The organism is Kocuria sp. BT304 (assembly GCF_003290245.1).
In the GTDB taxonomy this organism is placed as follows: domain Bacteria; phylum Actinomycetota; class Actinomycetes; order Actinomycetales; family Micrococcaceae; genus Kocuria; species Kocuria rhizophila_A.
On sequence record NZ_CP030039.1, the window covers coordinates 1,573,608 to 1,592,675 of the forward strand.

Annotated in this window: 17 protein-coding genes; 2 read left to right on the forward strand and 15 right to left on the reverse strand. The window is 70.6% G+C overall.

The annotated features are described in order from the left end of the window. Positions 1 to 180: 180 nt before the first annotated feature. The 5 genes from DNL27_RS07005 to DNL27_RS07025 all read right to left on the reverse strand — a co-directional run bounded on the left by DNL27_RS07005 (position 181) and on the right by DNL27_RS07025 (position 5,315). Positions 181 to 585, reverse strand: coding sequence for a cytochrome c oxidase subunit 4 (locus DNL27_RS07005; RefSeq protein ID WP_012398352.1), 405 nt, complete (start codon positions 583 to 585; stop codon positions 181 to 183). Continuing rightward, the gene (ctaD, locus tag DNL27_RS07010; RefSeq protein ID WP_112235109.1) at positions 582 to 2,303 is read right to left on the reverse strand and encodes a cytochrome c oxidase subunit I; all 1,722 of its coding nucleotides are present in this window, start codon (positions 2,301 to 2,303) and stop codon (positions 582 to 584) included. The genes DNL27_RS07005 and ctaD overlap by 4 nt, the downstream gene beginning before the upstream one ends. Before the next feature lie 10 nt (positions 2,304 to 2,313). Further along, positions 2,314 to 3,120: a cytochrome c oxidase subunit II gene (gene coxB, locus DNL27_RS07015; protein WP_112235110.1), complete on the reverse strand. Its 807-nt coding sequence runs from the start codon at positions 3,118 to 3,120 to the stop codon at positions 2,314 to 2,316. Between the two features lie 327 nt (positions 3,121 to 3,447). Beyond that, positions 3,448 to 3,816 (reverse strand): iron-sulfur cluster assembly accessory protein, encoded by a 369-nt coding sequence (locus DNL27_RS07020; RefSeq protein ID WP_112235111.1) that lies wholly within the window; start codon positions 3,814 to 3,816, stop codon positions 3,448 to 3,450. 86 nt (positions 3,817 to 3,902) lie between these two features. Beyond that, complete coding sequence (locus DNL27_RS07025) at positions 3,903 to 5,315, reverse strand: dipeptidase (RefSeq protein WP_012398356.1); 1,413 nt, start codon at positions 5,313 to 5,315, stop codon at positions 3,903 to 3,905. A 125-nt stretch (positions 5,316 to 5,440) separates the two neighbouring features. On the opposite strand from DNL27_RS07025, the gene DNL27_RS07030 reads away from it, so the two are divergent. Continuing rightward, the gene (locus DNL27_RS07030) at positions 5,441 to 5,998 is read left to right on the forward strand and encodes a DUF3043 domain-containing protein (protein WP_050738047.1); all 558 of its coding nucleotides are present in this window, start codon (positions 5,441 to 5,443) and stop codon (positions 5,996 to 5,998) included. A 173-nt stretch (positions 5,999 to 6,171) separates the two neighbouring features. Here the strand turns inward: DNL27_RS07030 and DNL27_RS07035 are convergent, their stop codons facing one another. The 8 genes from DNL27_RS07035 to DNL27_RS07070 all read right to left on the reverse strand — a co-directional run bounded on the left by DNL27_RS07035 (position 6,172) and on the right by DNL27_RS07070 (position 15,593). Next, positions 6,172 to 7,263 carry a quinone-dependent dihydroorotate dehydrogenase gene (locus tag DNL27_RS07035; protein WP_012398358.1) on the reverse strand — a complete coding sequence of 364 codons (1,092 nt, stop codon included), beginning with the start codon at positions 7,261 to 7,263 and terminating at the stop codon, positions 6,172 to 6,174. A gap of 177 nt (positions 7,264 to 7,440) precedes the next feature. Then, complete coding sequence (locus tag DNL27_RS07040) at positions 7,441 to 8,232, reverse strand: isoprenyl transferase (RefSeq protein ID WP_112235112.1); 792 nt, start codon at positions 8,230 to 8,232, stop codon at positions 7,441 to 7,443. A gap of 81 nt (positions 8,233 to 8,313) precedes the next feature. Next, positions 8,314 to 9,072 (reverse strand): DNA repair protein RecO, encoded by a 759-nt coding sequence (gene recO / locus DNL27_RS07045; protein WP_112235113.1) that lies wholly within the window; start codon positions 9,070 to 9,072, stop codon positions 8,314 to 8,316. Positions 9,073 to 9,285: 213 nt separating this feature from the next. Continuing rightward, positions 9,286 to 11,040, reverse strand: a complete 1,755-nt coding sequence (leuA, locus tag DNL27_RS07050; protein WP_112235114.1) for a 2-isopropylmalate synthase — start codon at positions 11,038 to 11,040, stop codon at positions 9,286 to 9,288. Between the two features lie 170 nt (positions 11,041 to 11,210). Continuing rightward, positions 11,211 to 12,812 carry an LCP family protein gene (locus DNL27_RS07055; protein ID WP_112235115.1) on the reverse strand — a complete coding sequence of 534 codons (1,602 nt, stop codon included), beginning with the start codon at positions 12,810 to 12,812 and terminating at the stop codon, positions 11,211 to 11,213. 69 nt (positions 12,813 to 12,881) lie between these two features. Continuing rightward, the gene (locus DNL27_RS07060; protein ID WP_058954698.1) at positions 12,882 to 13,928 is read right to left on the reverse strand and encodes a GTPase Era; all 1,047 of its coding nucleotides are present in this window, start codon (positions 13,926 to 13,928) and stop codon (positions 12,882 to 12,884) included. Between the two features lie 52 nt (positions 13,929 to 13,980). Further along, positions 13,981 to 14,487 (reverse strand): rRNA maturation RNase YbeY, encoded by a 507-nt coding sequence (gene ybeY, locus DNL27_RS07065; RefSeq protein ID WP_112235116.1) that lies wholly within the window; start codon positions 14,485 to 14,487, stop codon positions 13,981 to 13,983. Then, on the reverse strand, positions 14,484 to 15,593 hold the full coding sequence (locus DNL27_RS07070; protein ID WP_112235117.1) for a PhoH family protein: 1,110 nt from the start codon (positions 15,591 to 15,593) through the stop codon (positions 14,484 to 14,486). Before DNL27_RS07070 ends, ybeY begins: the two co-directional genes overlap by 4 nt. A gap of 297 nt (positions 15,594 to 15,890) precedes the next feature. Here DNL27_RS07070 and DNL27_RS07075 point away from each other — a divergent pair, with 297 nt between their 5' ends. Next, the gene (locus DNL27_RS07075) at positions 15,891 to 16,832 is read left to right on the forward strand and encodes a GerMN domain-containing protein (protein ID WP_105590517.1); all 942 of its coding nucleotides are present in this window, start codon (positions 15,891 to 15,893) and stop codon (positions 16,830 to 16,832) included. A gap of 298 nt (positions 16,833 to 17,130) precedes the next feature. On the opposite strand, the gene DNL27_RS07080 is transcribed toward DNL27_RS07075, so the two are convergent. Both DNL27_RS07080 and dnaJ read right to left on the reverse strand, forming a co-directional pair. Next, on the reverse strand, positions 17,131 to 17,892 hold the full coding sequence (locus DNL27_RS07080; protein ID WP_112235118.1) for a 16S rRNA (uracil(1498)-N(3))-methyltransferase: 762 nt from the start codon (positions 17,890 to 17,892) through the stop codon (positions 17,131 to 17,133). Further along, a complete protein-coding gene (dnaJ, locus tag DNL27_RS07085) occupies positions 17,889 to 19,031 on the reverse strand; it encodes a molecular chaperone DnaJ (RefSeq protein ID WP_112235119.1) in 1,143 nt (380 codons plus the stop codon). The genes DNL27_RS07080 and dnaJ overlap by 4 nt, the downstream gene beginning before the upstream one ends. Positions 19,032 to 19,068: the final 37 nt, after the last annotated feature.

The following is a 19,068-nucleotide window of genomic DNA, read 5'->3' on the forward strand; positions in this document are numbered from 1 at the left end:
AGTAGCGCCGCAGGGGGTCTGTACAGCCGAAAAACAGGGGCAACCCCCATCACCCGGTGGTGGATGCTCCTCAACCTTGCGGGGCTGCGGAGCTCGTGCGCCCCAGAGTGCGGATACGACGAGAGCCCGCGCCGTTCGCAGACGACGCGGGCTCTCGAAGCAACCTCAACGAACCAGGGGTCAGTGGGCGTGCTCTCCGCGGGAGTGCTCGAAGACCAGGCCCAGAAGGCCCAGCAGGGCCACGGGAACGGCCAGGCCGATGATCCACCAGCCGACCGCGAGGGCCGTCACGAACAGCGCGCACCCGAGCCCCAGCAGCAGCGGCCACCAGCTCCACGGGGAGAAGGCGCCGTACTCGCCGGACATCTCCACGATTTCGCCGTCCTCACGGTCCTCCGGCAGGGTGCCGCCGGTGGAACGCTGGACGAGCCACAGGTAGATCACGAGCATGAAGCTCATGGCTGCAACGGCCAGCAGCGCCGGGAACCCGGCGAGCTCCTGGAACTCCGTGACGTAGCCGTAGACCAGACCCACGATCGTGCAGAACACGCCGAGCATCAGGAAGGTCTTGATAGTGGTGCTCATCGTCCGTTCCTTCCGGTGCCGCCAACCAGGGGGGTCTCGGCATCAAACTGCTGGCTGGAGAACGCGGAGAGCTCCGGGTGGTGGAGATCCAGCGCGGGGCGCTCGGAACGGATCCGAGGCAGGGAGGTGAAGTTGTGGCGCGGGGGCGGGCAGGAGGTCGCCCACTCGAGGGAGCCACCGAAGCCCCACGGATCGTCAACCTCCACCTTCTTGGCGTTGCGGTGGGTGGTGTACACGTTCCAGAAGAACGGGATCATGGACACAGCCAGCAGCATGGAGCCGATGGTGGAGAACTGGTTCATCCAGGTGAAGCCGTCCTCCGGCAGGTAGTCCGCGTAGCGGCGCGGCATGCCGTCCACGCCCAGCCAGTGCTGGATGAGGAACGTCATGTGGAAGCCCACGAACAGGATCCAGAAGTGGATCTTGCCGATGCGCTCGTTGAGCATCTTGCCCGTGAACTTGGGCCACCAGAAGTAGAAGCCCGCGAACATGCCGAACACGATGGTTCCGAAGATCACGTAGTGGAAGTGCGCGACCACGAAGTAGGTGTCGGACACGTGGAAGTCCAGCGGCGGCGTCGCCAGGATGATGCCGGTGAGCCCGCCGAACAGGAAGGTGAAGAGGAAGCCCAGCACCCACAGGATGGGCGTCTCGAACGTGAGCGAGCCCTGCCACATGGTGCCGATCCAGTTGAAGAACTTCACGCCGGTGGGCACCGCGATCATCATGGTCATGAAGGAGAAGAAGCCCAGCGCCACGGCGCCGGTGACGTACATGTGGTGGGCCCACACGGTCACGGACAGGGCGGCAATGGCGATCGTCGCGAACACCAGGCCCTTGTAACCGAAGATCGGCTTGCGGGAGAACACCGGGATGATCTCGGACACGATGCCGAAGAACGGCAGCGCGAGAACGTATACCTCGGGGTGGCCAAAGAACCAGAACAGGTGCTGCCAGAGGATGGCGCCACCGTTCTCGGGGTCGAACACGTGCCCGCCCAGGCGGCGGTCCATGCCCAGTGCGAACAGGGCGGAGGCCAGCGGCGGGAAGACCATGATGACCAGCATGGAGGTGATCAGGGTGGTCCAGGTGAACACGGACATGCGCCACATGGTCATCCCCGGCGCGCGCATGCACACGATGGTGGTGATGAAGTTCACCCCACCGAGAATGGTGCCGAAGCCCTGCAGCCCCAGGCCGAAGACCCAGAGGTCACCACCCACCCCCGGACTGAACGTGGTGCTGTTCAGTGGCGCGTAGGCGAACCAGCCGAAGGAGGCTGCGCCCTGGGGGGAGATGAAGCCGGACACCGCGATCAGCGAGCCGAAGAGGAAGAACCAGAAGGACAGTGCGTTCAGCCGCGGAAAGGCCACGTCCGGGGCTCCGAGCTGCAACGGGACGATCACGTTGGCGAAGCCGATGAACAGCGGGGTGCCGAACATCAGCAGCATGATCGTGCCGTGCATGGTGAACAGCTGGTTGTACTGCTCCTTGGTCTCCAGGATCTGCATCCCGGGCTGGAACAGCTCGGCACGGATGAGCAGCGCCATGACGCCGCCCGCGCAGAAGAAGACGAAAGAAGAGATCAGGTACATGTACCCGATGGTCTTGTGGTCGGTCGAGGTGAGCCAGTTGACGATCACCCGACCCTTGGAGCGTGGGACAACGCGGGGTGCGGCTGCTGCCGCGTCGTCCCGCGAATATTCGAGCGTAGACATTGCCTATCCCCTAGTTGTTGGAGGTTGCGTTGCGGTTCGGGTTGCGGTTGTACTCGTCGCCGACGATGCCGGTGTTTCCCTCGTCGCGCAGCTTCTGCATCTGCGAGTCGTACTCCTCCTGGCTCACGACCGCCACGTTGAACAGCATCTCGGAGTGGTACTCGCCGCACAGCTCCGCGCATTTGCCGGCGAAGGTGCCCTCGCGGCCGGTGGTGAAGCTCATGTAGTTGGTGCGGTCCGGGATCATGTCGATCTTCTCGAGGAACGCGGGCACCCAGAAGGAGTGGATGACGTCGCGGGAGGTGATCTCCAGCTCGACCTTGCTGTCGGCGGGAAGGTAGAGGGTGGGGAGGGTCTTCTCGACGCCGGGCTCACCGGTCAGGTGCGCCTGCACACCCTGGTAGTGGACGTTGTCGTCGAGATAGTTGAAGTCCCAGGCCCACTGCTTGCCGTAGATCTGGATCTTGGTGTCCGGGTTCTCGAAGCGGTCCGTGATCTCGGTCTGCGTGCGGAACGAGAAGAAGAAGAGGGAGACGATCATGGCGATGGGCACGATCGTGTAGAAGATCTCGAGCGGGGCGTTGTAGGCGAGCTGCCGCGGGTAGCCGGTCTCGTTCTTGCGTCGGCGGTAGGCGACCATGCACCAGAGCATCAGACCCCACACCAGCAGGCCGACGCACAGCGCCGCCACCCAGGAGCCGATCCACAGATCCATGATCTGGTCCGCGTTGTCGGTGGTGCCACGTTGCGTGGGCAGAAAGCCCACCTTGGTCTGCTCCGAGCACGCGGTGAGCGAGATCGTCGCCAGGACTGCCACTGCCGAGACCTTCAGCGTCCGGCCGTGGCGGCTGCCGGTTCGGGTTTGCGAACTCACAGACGGCCCTTCCTCTTCTGTACGTGGGTTCCGCATCGGTCCTGCGCGGGGCACAGAGGACACGTTGCCCGTTAATGGTTCTCTCCAGGAAGTTTACCCCTCAGGCCCCGGATGTGCTGACACCGTGTCAGCTGCCGTGTCGTGCCCGTGTGGGCCGTCACGCCCCGGGTGCCGAGCCCCGGGGAGCAGTCGCCCGCGGACAGCGCGAGAGGGGTGCGCAGGGCCCCGTGGGACCCCGCGCACCCCTCTCCCGGGTGCCGGTGACTCGGCTCAGTGGAACGAGTCGCCGCACGCGCACGAGCCCTGCGCGTTGGGGTTGTCGATCGAGAACCCCTGCTTGGAGATGGTGTCCTCGAAGTCCACGGTGGAGCCGCTGAGGTACGGGACGCTCATCTTGTCCACGATCACCTCCACGCCGCCGAAGTCCCGGACGTGGTCCCCGTTCAGGACGCGCTCGTCGAAGTAGAGCTGGTAGATCAGGCCCGAGCAGCCGCCGGGCTGCACGGCCACGCGCAGCCGCAGGTCCGTGCGACCCTCCTGCTCGAGCAGGTCGCGCACCTTCTGGGCGGCGTTGTCGGTGAGCAGGACCTCGTGGGCGGGGAGGTCCTGGATGGTCTCGTTCTCGGTGGTGACGCTCATGGTGCTCACTTTCCGTGCGACGCGTGGTCGCACCACTCAGATCGGGGTCGGCCCTTCTCCACGGTGGAACGCGGGGGCGCGGGAAATCATTCCGTCCCGCGCGTGCCCTGCTCGGCGAGGGCGCTCAGCACGAGGGCCTCGGCGGTGACCGCGTGCAGGAAGTCCTCGATGTGCAGGGATTCGTTGGCGCTGTGGGCCCGGGTGTCCGGGTCCTCGATGCCGGTGATGAGGATCTCGGCGTCGGGGTACGCCTCGGTGAGGGTGGCCGTGAACGGGATGGAGCCTCCGAGTCCCGAGGTGACGGCGGGTCGTCCCCACGCCTGCTCGAAGGCCCACAGCGCGATCCTGGAGCTGACGGCGTCGTGGTCCGCACGGAAGGACGGGCCGGCCTCCTCGATCTCGATGCTCACGTGCGCCCCCAGGGGCGCGTGCTCGAGCACGTGCCGGCGCAGCGCGTCGGCGGCCTCCCGGGGGTCCTGCCCGGGGGCGATGCGCAGGCTCAGCTTCGCGCGGGCCGACGCCGCGATGGTGTTGGACGCGTGGTCCACGTCCGTGACGTCGATGCCCGTGACCGACAGGGCCGGCTGGGTCCACAGGCGTGAGGCCAGCGAACCGCGGCCCGCGAGCTGCACGCCGTCGAGCACGCCCGCGTCCGCGCGGAAGCGGGCCTCGTCGTAGTCCACGTCCGTGGCGTCCTCGCTCAGCAGCCCGGCCACGGCCACGGCGCCGTCGTCGTCGTGCAGCGTGGCGATCAGGCGGGCCAGCAGCGTGGGCGCGTCCAGGACGGGGCCGCCGAACATGCCGGAGTGCACCGCGTGGTCCAGCACGCTGAGCTCGACGACGCCGCCCACGACGCCGCGCAGGCTCGTGGTCAGTGCCGGTACGCCCACCTCCCAGTTGGCGGAGTCCGCGATCACGATCACGTCCGCGGCCAGCTTGTCCCGGTGGGCCGCCAGGAACGCCTCGAACCCGGGCGAGCCGGCCTCCTCCTCGCCCTCGACGAACACGGTGACGCCCAGGCCGGGCTCGCTGCCGTGCTGCGCGAAGAAGGCCCGCAGGGCGCCCACGTGGGCCATCACGCCGGCCTTGTCGTCGGCGGCGCCGCGCCCCCACAGCCGGCCGTCCTTCTCCACGGCCTCGAAGGGCTCGGTGTCCCACAGCTCTCGCTTGCCCGGGGGCTGGACGTCGTGGTGGGCGTACAGCAGGATCGTCGGGTGTCCGGGGGCGGCCGCCTTGCGGGCCACCACCGCGGGGTGCCCGGAGTCGTCCGCGGACGGCACCCGCAGCACGTCCACGGAGTCGAACGGCAGCCCGCGCAGCAGCTCGGCCACGGCCTGCGCGCTGCGGTCCAGATCGGCGGCGTCGAAGGAGTCCCAGGCGATGCCCGGGATGGCCACGAGCTCACCGAGCTCGGCCAGCAGCGTGCTCCGCGAGTTCTGAACGCTGACGCGCAGCGCCTCGACCGTCTCGGAACTGGGGCGTGTGAAGTCTGTGCTCATGCCGACAGCCTAGCGGCGCTCCGTGTGCGCCGCCCGGACACACGGACAGCGGCACACCGGGACTCCGTTAGGCTGGGCGGGTGTTTGGACGCAAGAAGTCAGATGAATCCACGGGATCCACCGCCGTGAGCGCCTCGACCGGGACCGCGGCGCCCGCGGCCCCCTCGGCGCGGGCCGGGAAGGGCCGCCCCACTCCCACCCGCAAGGAGCAGGAGGCCGCACGCCGCAGGCCCCTCGTCCCCGAGGACCGCAAGGCCGCCAAGATCGAGTCGCGCCAGGCGGAGCGTGAGCGCCGCGCGCAGGCCCAGGCGGGTATGGCGGCCGGGGACGAGCGCTACCTCGGCCCCCGTGACGCCGGCCCCCAGCGCCGCTTCGCGCGGGACTGGGTGGATTCGCGCTTCAACATCGGCGAGTACGTGCTGATCTTCCTGGTGCTGGTCTTCCTGCTGCTCTTCCTGCCCGTGCAGTCCGTGGCCATGACCCTGATCTGGGTGGTCTACGGGTACATCGGGCTCTGCGTGATCGACGCGATCATCATGACCACCCGAATGCACTCGGTGATGCAGCGCAAGTTCGGCTCCGTCCAGCGCGGCACGCGCTGGTACGCGGCCATGCGCGCCTTCACCATCCGCAGGCTGCGCCTGCCCAAGCCGCAGGTCCGGCGCGGCGAGCGTCCCGAGTAGCGCTCCGCTTCCCGTCGACGTCACGAGGGCCCGCACCGCTGTCAGCGGTGCGGGCCCTCGTCCGTGTCCGCTGAGCAGCTCCGGTGCCCGGTGCAGGACACGGTGCCGCCCGCGCACACCTGCCCGCTGCCGCTCCGTCCGGGGACCGGCGGGATCGACGACGACCGGATCCGTCAGCGGCCCTCGCGCGCGGCCCGGCGCAGACCGCGGTTGATGCGCCCGGCCCAGAACGGACCCTCGTACAGGAATGCGGTGTACCCCTGCACCAGGGACGCCCCGGCGTCCAGGCGCTCCATCACGTCCCGGGCGGTGGTCACCCCTCCCACGGACACGAGCACGAGCTGCTCCCCCGCGTGCTCCTTCAGCAGCCGGAGCACCTCGAGCGAACGACGCCGCAACGGCGCCCCCGAGAGCCCGCCGGCACCGCACGCCGCCACGTCGTCGTGGTTGGTGCGCAGGCCCAGGCCCTCCCGCGCGATCGTGGTGTTCGTGGCCACGATGCCGTCCAGCCCGAGCTCCAGAGCCAGGTCCGCCACGGCTGTGACGTCCTCGTCGGCGAGGTCGGGGGCAATCTTCACGAGCAGCGGGACCCGTCGGCCGGTGACCCGGTCCGCCTCGGCCCGCACGGCGAGCAGCAGCGGCCGTAGGGCGTCGAGCTCCTGCAGCTGACGCAGCCCGGGCGTGTTGGGGGAGGACACGTTGACCACGAGGTAGTCGGCGTAGGGGGCGAGCACCCGGGTGCTGCGCACGTAGTCGGCCGCGGCATCCTCGAGTCCCACCGCCTTGGTCTTGCCGATGTTCACGCCCACCACGGGTCGACGCCGCCCGGTGCGGATCGACTCCTGGGCGAGGGTCTGCAGGGCGGCCGCCACGCGCGGCGCGACGGCCTCGGCGCCGTCGTTGTTGAAGCCCATGCGGTTGATCACCGCACGGTCCCGCACGAGCCGGAACAGCCGGGGGCGAGGATTGCCGGGCTGGGCCTGGCCCGTGACCGTGCCGATCTCCACGTGCCCGAAGCCCAGCTGGGTGAGGGCGTGGGTCCCGGTGGCCCCCTTGTCGAATCCCGCGGCCAGACCGAAGGGCGAGGGGAACGTGAGACCCATCACGTTGACTTCCGCCCCCTCATCCGGAGCCGTCACGCGGGAGAGCACACGGCCCAGACCGGTGCGGTGGGCCAGCTTGATGCCGGCGAAGCCCAGGGTGTGGGCGAGCTCGGGGTCCATCCAGGAGAAGGCGGCCTTGAAGAAGGCGGGGTACAGGCGCATGGGGCCAGTTTTCCACACGGGCGCCGGGTTGACTCGGAGTGCCGGGTGGGTTCGGGCGGCACGGGCCTCACCAATCTGACTCGCGTACCGTCGGCCATCTTTTCAACTCGTCATTGAACATTGAATGCAGTGATTGAACATTCAGCCGAGAGTTGGCATCTTGATAGCCGCAAACCGCTACGTGGCGTCGGGCCCCGCGGGGCGGTCCACCGCTCCCCCGTACCGGCGGTCCCGCTCCACGTAGTCCTGTACGGCCTGCCACAGCACCCGGCGGTCCATGTCCGGCCATAGCACATCCAGGAACACCAGTTCCGCATATGCGGACTGCCACAACATGAAGTTGGACAGCCGCTGCTCCCCCGAGGACCGCAGGAACATGTCCACGTCCGGCAGCGTGGGTTCGTCCAGGTACTGCTGCACGGTGTCCTCCGTGATGGACCCCGGTTTCAGCCGCCCCTCCCGGGCGTCCAGGGCCATGGCCGCGGCGGCGTCCGCGATCTCCGCCCGGCCCCCGTAGTTCACGCACATGGTCAGCGTGAGCACGGTGTTGTCCTGGGTCTCCCGCTCAGCCGTCTCGAGGCGCTTGATCACCGAGCCCCACAGCCGGGGGCGCCGCCCCGCCCACCGGATCCGGATCCCCCACTCCTGGAAGGTGAGCAGCTGGCGGGCCATGACGTCCCCGGTGAAGTTCATGAGGAACGCCACCTCCGAGGGGGAGCGCTTCCAGTTCTCCGTGGAGAACGCATACGCGGACACGTACGGGATCCCGAGGTCGATGGCCCCGGCCACCACGTCCATGAGGGCCCGCTCGCCCGCGCGGTGACCCTCGGTCCGGGGCAGTCCCCGCTCATTGGCCCACCGGCCGTTGCCGTCCATCACGAGAGCCACGTGCCGGGGCAGGAGCGCGGGGTCCAGCACGGGGGCCGTCTCACCACTGGGGTGCGGGGGCGGCGGGGTGAAGCGGTTCACGAGGGGGTCCTCTCGACGGGCGTCCGGTACTCCCCCACCCTAGGACCTGACCGCACACACGAGGGCGCGCACCGGAACCGCTCAGCCGTCCCCGCGGTCCACGAGGGCCAGCGCCCGCACCGTGCGCTCCATGTGCCACTGGACGTAGGACGCCACGAGACCGGCGGCGTCGCGCGCGGTGCGGGGATCGGCGGCGTCGATCGTGGGCCAGTCCCCGTGGAGCAGGCCGTTCAGCAGCACGAACGTGGCATCACTGGGCGCGGCCGAGCCCGGGGGGCGGCACTGCGGGCACACCGCGCCGCCGAGGGGCGCGGAGAAGGACCGGTGCGGGCCCGGTGCCCCGCAGCGCGCGCAGTCCACGAAGCTGGGGGTCCACCCGGCCAGGGAGACCGCGCGCAGCAGGTACGAGTCCAGGATGCGACCCGGGCGGTGCAGACCCCTGGCCGTGGCAGACAGTGCGCCCACGAGCAGACGGTAGTGCTGGGCGGCGGTGTCGTGGTCGTCGGCCGTGAGCTTCTCGGCGGTCTCGGCCATCGCGGCGGCCGCCGTGAAGCGCTCGTAGTCCGAGACGATCCGCTCCCCGTAGGAGCGCTTGCCGATGGCCTGCGAGACGATGTCCAGCGACCGGCCGTGCACCAGCTGCACCTCGGCCACGTTGAACGGCTCCAGCCGCGCCCCGAAACGGGACGTGGTGCGCCGTACACCCTTGGCCACGGCCCGCACCTGCCCGTGCTGGGCACTGAGCAGGATCACGATGCGGTCTGCCTCGCCCAGGGTGTAGGTGCGCAGCACCACGGCGTCGTCGCGGTAGCTGCGCGAGGCGAAGGTTGAACGGGCCACCGCGCCATTGTGCCACCTCCGCGACGGTGCGCCCCACCCGTGAGCGGCGGAGCGCACCGTCGCGGCCCAGCCGCTCCGCACCCCTGCGCGACAGGCCTGCGCGACGGCAGCCCTCGCTGCGCCCGGCCACCCGAGAGGCTGCGGCAGGCAGCAGGAACTCCGCACGACGCAGGGGGCTGGACACAGAGCAGGGGGCCCCTGAGGTGGATCGTGTCAGTCCTGCGCTGTCTCCTGGGTGTCGCGGACCGCGCGGTTCACCGCGGAGATCACGGCCTTCAGCGAGGCCCGGGTGGTGTTGGAGTCCATGCCCGCACCCCACAGCACGCGGTCGCCCACGGCCAGCTCCACGTAGCTTGCTGCCTGCGCGTTGGCGGACGCGGAGAGGGTGTGCTCCGTGTAGTCCAGCAGCCGGACGTCCACGCCCTCCCGGTTGAACAGGTTGATCAGGGCGTCGATGGGGCCGGTCCCCTGCGCCGTGCGCTCCTTGTGCTCCCCGCCCACGTCCAGGCCGATCTCCAGCACCGTGTTGGCCTGGTCCTCGGCGTGGGTGGAGATGGACGTGATCCGGTAGTGGCCCCACGTGGACCCGCTGCCGTCCCGGGAGGGCAGGTACTCGTCGCAGAAGATGGTCCACAGCTGCTGCGCGGACACCTCGGAGCCGGAGGTCTCCGTGAACTTCTGCACCACGCCGGAGAACTCGATCTGCGCGCGGCGGGGCAGGTCGATCCCGTACTCGCTCTTGAGCAGGTAGGCCACTCCCCCCTTGCCGGACTGGGAGTTCACGCGGATCACGGCCTCGTAGCTGCGACCCACGTCCTTGGGGTCGATGGGCAGGTACGGCACCGCCCACTCGAGCTCGTCCACGCCCACGCCCTGCTGCTCGGCGTCGCGCTCCATGGCCTCGAAGCCCTTCTTGATGGCGTCCTGGTGGGAGCCGGAGAACGCCGTGAACACCAGGTCCCCGCCGTAGGGGCTGCGCTCGGGCACGGGCAGCTGGTTGCAGTACTCCACGGTGCGGCGGATCTCCTCGATGTCCGAGAAGTCGATCTGCGGGTCCACGCCCTGGGTCAGCAGGTTCAGTCCCAGCGTCACCAGGTCCACGTTGCCGGTGCGCTCGCCGTTGCCGAACAGGCAGCCCTCGATGCGGTCCGCCCCGGCCAGGTATCCCAGCTCGGCGGCGGCCACGCCCGTGCCGCGGTCGTTGTGGGGGTGCAGGGACAGGATGATGTCCTCGCGCTGGTACAGGTGGCGGCCCATCCACTCGATCGAGTCGGCGTACACGTTGGGGGTGGCCATCTCCACGGTGGCGGGCAGGTTCACGATCATCTTCCGCCCGTTGCCGATCTCGAAGGTCTCGGCCACCTCGTTGCAGATCCTGGCGGCGAACTCCAGCTCGGTCCCGGTGTAGGACTCCGGGGAGTACTCGTACGTGACGGCGGTGCCGCTGAGCTGCTCCTCGTACTTGCGGCACAGCCGCGCGCCGGTGAGGGCGATGTCCACGATCCCGTCCATGTCCTGGTGGAACACCACGCGCCGCTGCAGGGTGGAGGTGGAGTTGTACAGGTGCACAATCGCGTTGGGGGCGCCGTCGATGGCCTCGTACGTGCGCTCGATCAGGTGCTCCCGGGACTGCGTCAGCACCTGGATGGAGACGTCCTCGGGAATGTGCCCGCCCTCCACGAGGGTGCGCACGAAGTCGAAGTCCGTCTGGGAGGCGGACGGGAAGCCGACCTCGATCTCCTTGTACCCCATGCCCACGAGCAGCTGGAACATGCGCAGCTTGCGTTCGGAGTCCATGGGGTCGATCAGTGCCTGGTTGCCGTCGCGCAGGTCCACCGCGCACCAGCGCGGGGCCGTGGTGGCCACCTTGTCCGGCCACGTGCGGTCGGACATGTCGAACGGGAAGTTCTGGTGGTACGGCATGTACTTGTGGGCGGGCATTCCGGAGGGGCGCTGCAGGTTCTTCACGGGTGGGGCCTTTCGGACTGAGACGAGACAGCCGGCATCACAAGACTCCGCAGCGGGTGGCCGGCCGTGTCGGATCGCCTCAGGCCCCGCTGCGGCACGTAAGCAGGAGTCGCTGCATGTCGGACCGCATGTGACCCAACGTACCATCCGTGGCGCGGGCCACCGCCGCGTCACCCGTCCGCGGTGGCCTGGCAGGTGAACTGTTCAGCGGTCTGGCCCTCGAGTCCGTCCGGCAGGCCCCTCTCGCGCGTCATCCGGTCCCCCTCGCGGAAGTCCTGTCCCACCGCCACCTGCACGCCCGTGACCCCGTAGTCCGCGACGAGCTGGCTCGGCGAGACGTTGAGGGCGCGGGCGACGTCGTCGGCGGCCAGGGCCCAGTCCGGGTGGTAGAAGATCTGCGTGGCGGCCAGCTGCGGGCCGGAGGAGCCGGTGCGCGCCTTCTCGTAGCCCTTGCCCCCGAGCGCGCGCGCCACCTGGGCGTCCCGCCCACCGGCGTCGGATCGGTTGCTCACGGTGACCGGCACCAGGGCCGGGTCCACCGCAGGCCCGGTGGCGCTCGGGGTGGGCGACGACGCCGCGGGGCCGCCCGGTGCCGCGGCGTCCGGCGAGGCGGTGCCCGCCGAGGCCGAGGGCTCGCCCGTGGCGTCCTCGGAACCGGTCACGGACACGTCCCGACGCAGGGTGGCGAACAGCTTGTCCGCGGGGGCCCGGTCCAGCTGCAGCCGGTTGGGGTCCGCGGGGTAGGGCTCGGTGGGTGCGGTGACGAACGCGATGCTCCCGGGGTCGATGCCGTTGAACGTCTTGGCGATCCTCACGAGCTCCGGGATGGAGGTCAGCCCCTGGTCCACGTGCAGGTTCTGGGTCATGACCTCGGCGATGCGGTAGAGCTGCGGCAGGTTGGTGAGCGTGCCGTCCGCCTGGATCTTGCGGGTGAGGGAGGCCAGGAAGGACTGCTGCGAGCGGATCCTCGCCTCGTCCCCGCCGTTGCCGAAGGCCGCGCGGGAGCGCAGGAACGCGAGGGCCTGCTCCCCCTCCACCGAGGAGATCCCCGCGGGCAGCTTGAGGCCGGACTTGGGGTCGTCCACGGCCTCGTTGACGCACACCTGCACGCCACCCACCGCGGTGGAGAGCTCCTTGACGGCGTTGAAGTCCGCGAGCATGAAGTGGTCGATGCTCACGCCGGTGAGCTCGTTGATCGCGGCGACCGTGCAGCCCGGCCCGCCGCGCTCCACCGCACTGTTGAGCATGTCCGTCTCGGCGGGGTACACCTTGCCGGTGCCGGGGTCCGTGCAGGAAGGGATCTTGACGATCAGGTCCCGGGGGAAGGACACCACGGTCACGGCGTCCCGCGCCTGGGTCACGTGCACGAGCATCATCACGTCCGTGCGGCCCTCGGCGTCGTCCTCGCTGCCGTAGGCGCTGTTGCCGCTGCCGCGGCGGGTGTCCGAGCCCATCACCAGGATGTCCAGCGGACCGTCGTCCGAGGTGCTCCCCTCCTCCGAGAGGTTCAGCGGGCTCGAGGTCAGGTTGCCGGTGAGCCGAAGTGCGGCGATGCCTCCCAGCCCCACGACGCTCAGCAGGGCCAGCACCGCGAGGATCACCGCGATCTTCCGGGTGGAGGAGCGGTGCACGCGCGCCCGGTGGTGACGCCCGGTCTGGCGCAGCTCGTACGGTTCTCCCGAGCTGTCCGTGCGCCGCGCGGGGTGCGCGGCCCACGGGGTGGCGGGGTCGTCACCGCCGTGGCGTCTGCGGGGGGCTGGGCTGGAATCCACCGATGGCTCCTGTGGTGTGTGTGGCGCGGTGCGGGAGGCGGTCACCGCCCGGGAGCGGTGTGCCGCGGCTCAGAATCCGAGCTTGGACAGCTGCTTGGGGTCCCGCTGCCACTCCTTGGCCACCTTCACGTGCAGGTCCAGGTAGATGCGCGTGCCGAGCAGGGCCTCGATCTGACTCCGCGCACGGGTGCCGATCTCCCGCAGCCGAGCCCCCCGCTTGCCGATCACGATGGCCTTCTGGGAGGGGCGCTCCACGTAGAGGCTCGCGTGCACGTCCAGCATGGGGTTCTGCGCGGAGCGGCCCTCGCGCTCGGAGACCTCGTCCACCACCACGGCGAGCGAGTGGGGCAGCTCGTCACGGACCCCCTCCAGGGCGGCCTCGCGGATGAGCTCGCCCATCATGGTCACCTCGGGCTCATCCGTGAGATCCCCCTCGGGGTACAGCGGCGGTGAGACGGGCATCAGCGACACCAGCAGCTCGCCGAGCTCGTCCACCTGGAAGCCGTCCGCGGCGCTCACCGGGATCACGTGCGCCCAGCCGGGCTCCTCCTCGGCCGCGTCCCGGTCGCGCGCGGGGGCGGACGGCCCCGACGACGCGGCGTCGCGGCGTCGTCGGCGGGCCTCACGCTGGACGCGCTCGGCCGAGACGACCTCCCGGCCGAGCTCGCTGACCGCGAGCAACTGCTCCATGAGCCGGTCCTGCGGCACGAGGTCCGCCTTGGTCACGATCGCGACCACGGGGGTGCGTCCAACGGCGGCCACCACCTGCTGCGCGATGTAGCGGTCACCGGGTCCTACCTTCTGGTCCGCGGGCACGCAGAAGCCGATCACGTCCACCTCGCCCAGGGTCTCCGCGACCACGTCGTTGAGCCGCTGGCCCAGCAGGGTGCGCGGGCGGTGCAGCCCGGGGGTGTCCACGAGGATCAGCTGCCCGTCCTGGCGGTGGACGATGCCGCGGATGGTGTGCCGCGTGGTCTGCGGCCGGTTGGAGGTGATCGCCACCTTGCGGCCCACCAGCGCGTTGGTGAGCGTGGACTTGCCCACGTTGGGGCGGCCCACGAACACGGCGAAGCCGGCCCGGAAGTCCTGCGCGTGCTCGGAAGGGTCCTGAGTCATGGGGTGTCCTCGGTGGTGCGGTCGGTGCGGGTGGCCGGGAGCGGGGTGCGGCTCACGACATGGTCTCCACGGGGGCGTCCCGGCCCAGGAACTCCTCCAGCAGGCCCCGCTGGGCGGCGAACATCCGCGCGCGCTCGTGCTCCTCGGCGTGGTCGTGGCCCAGCAGGTGGAGCAGGGAATGGGCGGTGAGCAGGCACAGCTCGTCCTGCGTGCTGTGCCCGGCGGCGGCCGCCTGGCGCGCGGCCACGGGCGGGCAGAGCACCACGTCCCCGAGCACCCCCAGGGAAGGCCTCTCGGGCGTGCCCTCGCGCAGCTCGTCCATGGGGAAGGACATCACGTCCGTGGCACCGGGCAAGTCCAGCCACTGCTCGTGCAGCTGCGCCATGCGCTCCTCGTCCACCACGGCGATGCTCACCTCGGTGTCCGGGTGCAGGTGCCAGCGCTCGAAGGCCAGCGCCACGAGCGCCGAGAGCTGCTCGGTGTCCACCGCGCGGTAGGCGTCCGGCAGCTGAACGAGCTCCTCGGGGCCCTCCCACGGCAGGTCAAAGGCCACGCTCACCGGAGGCTTCCCTCGGCGTCCGACGTGCGCTCCGCCGCCCCGTGCGGCGCCCGGGCCGCCCGGCGGTCCTCCTTGCGGCGCGAGCGCTCCACGCGGTGCCTGTTGGTGGTGTCGAACTGGTCGTACGCGGCCACGATCTCGCCCACGAGCTCGTGGCGCACCACGTCCGCCGCGGTCAGTTCGCAGAAGGCGATGTCGTCGATCCCGCCCAGCACGTGCTGGACCTGGCGCAGCCCGGACTTCGTGGCCCCGGGCAGGTCCACCTGGGTGACGTCCCCGGTGACCACGATCCGGGAGCCGAAGCCCAGGCGCGTGAGGAACATCTTCATCTGCTCCGGGGTGGTGTTCTGGGCCTCGTCCAGGATCACGAAGGCGTCGTTGAGGGTGCGTCCGCGCATGTACGCCAGGGGCGCCACCTCGATGCTGCCCGCCTCCATGAGCCGCGGGATGGACTCGGGGTCCATCATGTCGTGCAGCGCGTCGTAGAGCGGGCGCAGGTACGGGTCGATCTTGTCGTTGAGGGACCCCGGCAGGAACCCGAGCCGCTCGCCGGCCTCCACCGCGGGACGGGTGAGGATGATCCGGTTGACCTCCTTGGCCTGCAGCGCGCGCACGGCCTTGGCCATGGCCAGGTAGGTCTTGCCGGTGCCCGCCGGGCCGATGCCGAAGACCACCGTGTGCTCGTCGATGGCATCCACGTAGGTCTTCTGGTTGACCGTCTTGGGGCGGATGGTCTTGCCCCGCGTGGAGAGGATGCTCGAGGACAGCGCGCCGGAGGGCCGCATGTCCTGGGCATCGCGCATCATGCGGGCCACGCGCAGCACGGTGCGCTCGGTGATCTCGGTGCCGCGCAGCGCCATGGCCAGCAGCTCCTCGAGCAGCGACGCCGCCAGACGGGTGTCCACGACCGGCCCCTCGAGCGCGACGTCGAGGTCCCGCACGGTCATGCGCACGGCCGGGAACTGCTGCTCGAGCAGCCGCAGGGTGGAGTCGGCGTGGCCCAGGGCGCGGACGGCGGTGTCCCGGTCCGGCAGGTGGACGCTCACGCGGGTGGTCTCACGGGGTGCAGTAGTCAGGGTGTCGGTCCCCTCGAGTCGTTCGGTCATCCCTCCCAGCCTATCCGTTCCGGGCCGGGCCGGGGTGTCGGGTTGCAATCAGGTAACGGTCGTCCCGCACGGGCCCCAGGGTTGGCGAGCACACGTTTCCACTGGGTAGGTTGTGGTGCCTGGCCTGTCCACCGCACGGTCGCGCACACCGCGTCCCACGGGACCGCACTGCTGCAAGTACTGCCCGCGCCGCTCCGGCTGCCCACCACTGGGCCCGCGTGTGCGAGGGCCGGGGCGCACGAGGGGCGCGCCAGGAACCACTGCACGAGACTCGAGCACGAGGGGGAAGGAGCACGCATGAGCACTGCCGACCGCGCACCGCGCCGCACGCTGCACCGTGCCCTCACGCGTGCCACCACCGTGGCGCTCGCGGGTTCGCTCGCCGTGGGGCTGTGCTCGTGCGGCAACGCCGCGGACCGCCCGGACAACAACTCTGCGGCCGCTCCTGGGATCGGCTCGGCCCCCCTGGCCACGGACAACTCCGTGGACGGTGTGGCCACCGAGCAGGCCCCCGTGTACTGGGTGGGCACCGGGGACCAGGCCGGCTACCTCTTCCGCGAGTTCCGCACTCCGGAGACCACGGACGTGGCGGATCCGGTGGCGCGCGCCGCCATCACGGTCACGGCCTCCTCCCCGTCCGATCCCGACTACCGCACCCTGTGGACCGCGGTGGACAGCGTGGGCACGTCCGTGTCCCCGAGCGGAACGGTCACCGTGGACCTTCCCGCCGCCGCGGTCGCCGCGCAGCTATCGGAAGAGGACGCGCGGATGGCGCTGCAGCAGATGGTGTACACCGTCTCGGCGGCGGCCGTGACCGCGGGTCTGCTGGACGCCTCGACGGCCAAGGAGGTCCGCATCCTGGTGGACGGGCGCACCGGCTACCGGGCGTTCGGCTCCGTGGACCTCAACGACCCCCTCACCCGCGATCCCGCGGTGGCCGCGCCCATCTGGCTCGTCGACCCGCAGACCGGCGCGGACCCGGGCAGCCCCGTCACGGTGTTCGCGCGCGTCCTGCCGTCGGTGCACAACGTGCGCTGGGAGATCGTCTCGGGCGAGCGCCGGGTCAAGGGGGACTCCGTCAAGGCGGCCAGCCCGGGCACGGATCCCACCGTGGGCACCGAGCTGCGCACCACCGTGGACCTCGCCCCCGGGAAGTACACGTTCCGGGTGGTCGGCACCGACGACCACGGGACCACCCTGACCGACGACCACGAGGTCACGGTCTCCTCGGGCCGCTGATCCCCGCGCCAGCGGGAACGAGGCCGTCGATGTGTCCTCGCCCAACGAGGTCACGCGTTGATCCCGGCGCCCGCGGGAACGAGGTGACCGGGCGGCGTCGTCAGCGCGCGGCACCGGGAGCGCGCCCGTTCGGCGCCGCGTCCCGTCGAGGATCACGAGGCCGCCCGCTCGCCGCGGTGCCCTGCGGCGGCTTCAGCTGCGGCCGCGCACCAGACCCCTCGATCCGAGAGACGGGCACCGTCAGGCGCGGCCCGGGAACCCGGGCCGGCCGGACCGGGCACGTTCGCCCGTGGTGAGGTCAGTCCCAGAAGCCGAGCACGGCGTTGAGCGCCGCGAGGGCCGCCGGTCCGGCGCTCGAGGAGCGCATCACCGTGGTGCCCAGCCGCACCGGCCGGGCACCGGCCTCCTGCAGCGCGGCCAGCTCACCGTCCGAGATGCCGCCCTCGGGTCCCACGACCACGGCGATCCGCTCGCGGTCCCGCCACGCGGCGGCGTGGGCGGTGGACCAGGGGGTCGCGACGCTCTCGTGCAGCACGAGCCACAGCGTCTCCGGCTCCGCCCGCACGAGCTCGGCGAGACCCTCGGTGTCCACCCACGGGGCCAGCTCGGGCCAGTGGGCGCGCCGGGACTGCTTGGCGGCTGACGCGAGGGTGGCCTCCCACTTGGCCATGGTCTTGGCGGCGCGCTCCGCGCGCAGCCGCACGATGCTGCGCTCGGCCTGCCACGCCACCACGCGGTCCGCCCCGAGCTCGGTGGCGGACTCGACGGCCTGCAGGTCCCGGTCACCCTTGGCGAGGGCCTGCACGAGGGTGAGTGAGGGCGCGGTGACCGGCTCCCGGGTGACGGAGTCCACGGCCACGGTCATCCGGTCCCGCTCCCCCGCCGTGAACATGCAGCCCGCGCGGGTGCCCCTGCCGTCGACGAGGTCGAGGGGCTCACCGGCACGCAGCCGGCGCACGGTCACCGCGTGCCGGGCCTCCGGGCCCGTGACCTCCAGGGTCCCGCCCGGGGCCGCCGCGGCGAGCTCCGGGGCGGGGACGTGGAAGACCGGGTTCGTCACTGCTCGTTGAACCGGCCGCGCAGCCGGGAGAAGAACCCGCCGGAGTGGGAGGTGCTCACCGTGGTGCCGTCCGCGGAGTCCTCGTCGCGCAGCTCGGCGAGACGCTGCATCAGCTCACGCTGCTCACCGGTGAGGTTGCGGGGCGTCTCCACCTCGAAGTGCACCTGCAGGTCCCCGCGGCCCTTGCCGCGCAGGTGGGTCACGCCGAGGTGGTCCAGGGTGACCGTGGCCCCGGACTGGGTCCCGGGCTCGACCGAGACGGTGCGCGTGCCGTCGAAGGTCTCCAGGGTCACCGTGGTGCCCAGGGCCGCGGCGGTCATGGGGATGCGCAGCCGCGCGTGGAGGTCGTCCCCCTCGCGGTGGAACGTGGGGTCCGGGTCCACCTTCAGCTCCACGAAGAGGTCCCCGTTGGGGCCACCGGCGGTGCCTGCCTCGCCCTGCCCGCCCAGCCGGATCCGGTTGCCGGACTGGATGCCGGCCGGGATCTTCACGGTCAGCGGCCGGCGGTCCCGCACTCGGCCCTCGCCGTAGCACTCGTGGCACGGGTGCTCCACCACGGTGCCGAAGCCGTTGCACTGCGAGCACGGGGCCTGCGTGGTCACCATGCCCAGGATGGACTGGCGCTGGTACTGCATGTGGCCGGAGCCGTGGCACATGCTGCACGTGGTGGGGCTGGTGCCGGGCTGGCAGCAGGAGCCGTTGCACGTGGGGCACACCACGGCGGTGTCCACCGTGATGTCCTTCTCCACGCCGAACACGGCGTCCTTGAGCGAGACCCGCACGTTGATCAGTGCGTCCTGGCCCTGCTGGGTGCGGGAGCGGGGGCCGCGCTGGCCACCGGCGCCGGCGCCCTGGAAGAAGGTCTCGAAGATGTCCGAGAAGCCGAAGCCGGTGCCGGGGAAGCCCCCGCCGAATCCGGTGTCCGTGCCGTTCTCGTTGCCCGTGGCGTCGTACACACGGCGCTTCTCGGGGTCCGAGAGGACGTCGTTGGCGTGAGAGACGCGCTTGAACTCCTCCGCGGCCTCCGGGGAGGGGTTCACGTCCGGGTGGAGCGAGCGGGCCTTCTTGCGGTAGGCGCGCTTGATCTCTTCGGCGCTGGCGTCACGGCTCACGCCGAGGGTTTCGTAGTGGTCGCTCACGATGTCGTCGCTTCTGCTTTCGTCGGGTCTGTGGTCT

Excerpts from the sequence above, each read along its gene's own strand:
- ctaD (WP_112235109.1), bottom strand. The coding sequence starts at position 2,303 with ATGTCTACGCTCGAATATTCGCGGGACGACGCGGCAGCAGCCGCACCC.
- DNL27_RS07070 (WP_112235117.1), bottom strand. The coding sequence starts at position 15,593 with ATGACCGAACGACTCGAGGGGACCGACACCCTGACTACTGCACCCCGT.
- DNL27_RS07060 (WP_058954698.1), bottom strand. The coding sequence starts at position 13,928 with ATGACTCAGGACCCTTCCGAGCACGCGCAGGACTTCCGGGCCGGCTTC.
- DNL27_RS07035 (WP_012398358.1), bottom strand. The coding sequence starts at position 7,263 with ATGCGCCTGTACCCCGCCTTCTTCAAGGCCGCCTTCTCCTGGATGGAC.
- DNL27_RS07025 (WP_012398356.1), bottom strand. The coding sequence starts at position 5,315 with ATGAGCACAGACTTCACACGCCCCAGTTCCGAGACGGTCGAGGCGCTG.
- DNL27_RS07020 (WP_112235111.1), bottom strand. The coding sequence starts at position 3,816 with ATGAGCGTCACCACCGAGAACGAGACCATCCAGGACCTCCCCGCCCAC.
- DNL27_RS07005 (WP_012398352.1), bottom strand. The coding sequence starts at position 585 with ATGAGCACCACTATCAAGACCTTCCTGATGCTCGGCGTGTTCTGCACG.
- DNL27_RS07075 (WP_105590517.1), top strand. The coding sequence starts at position 15,891 with ATGAGCACTGCCGACCGCGCACCGCGCCGCACGCTGCACCGTGCCCTC.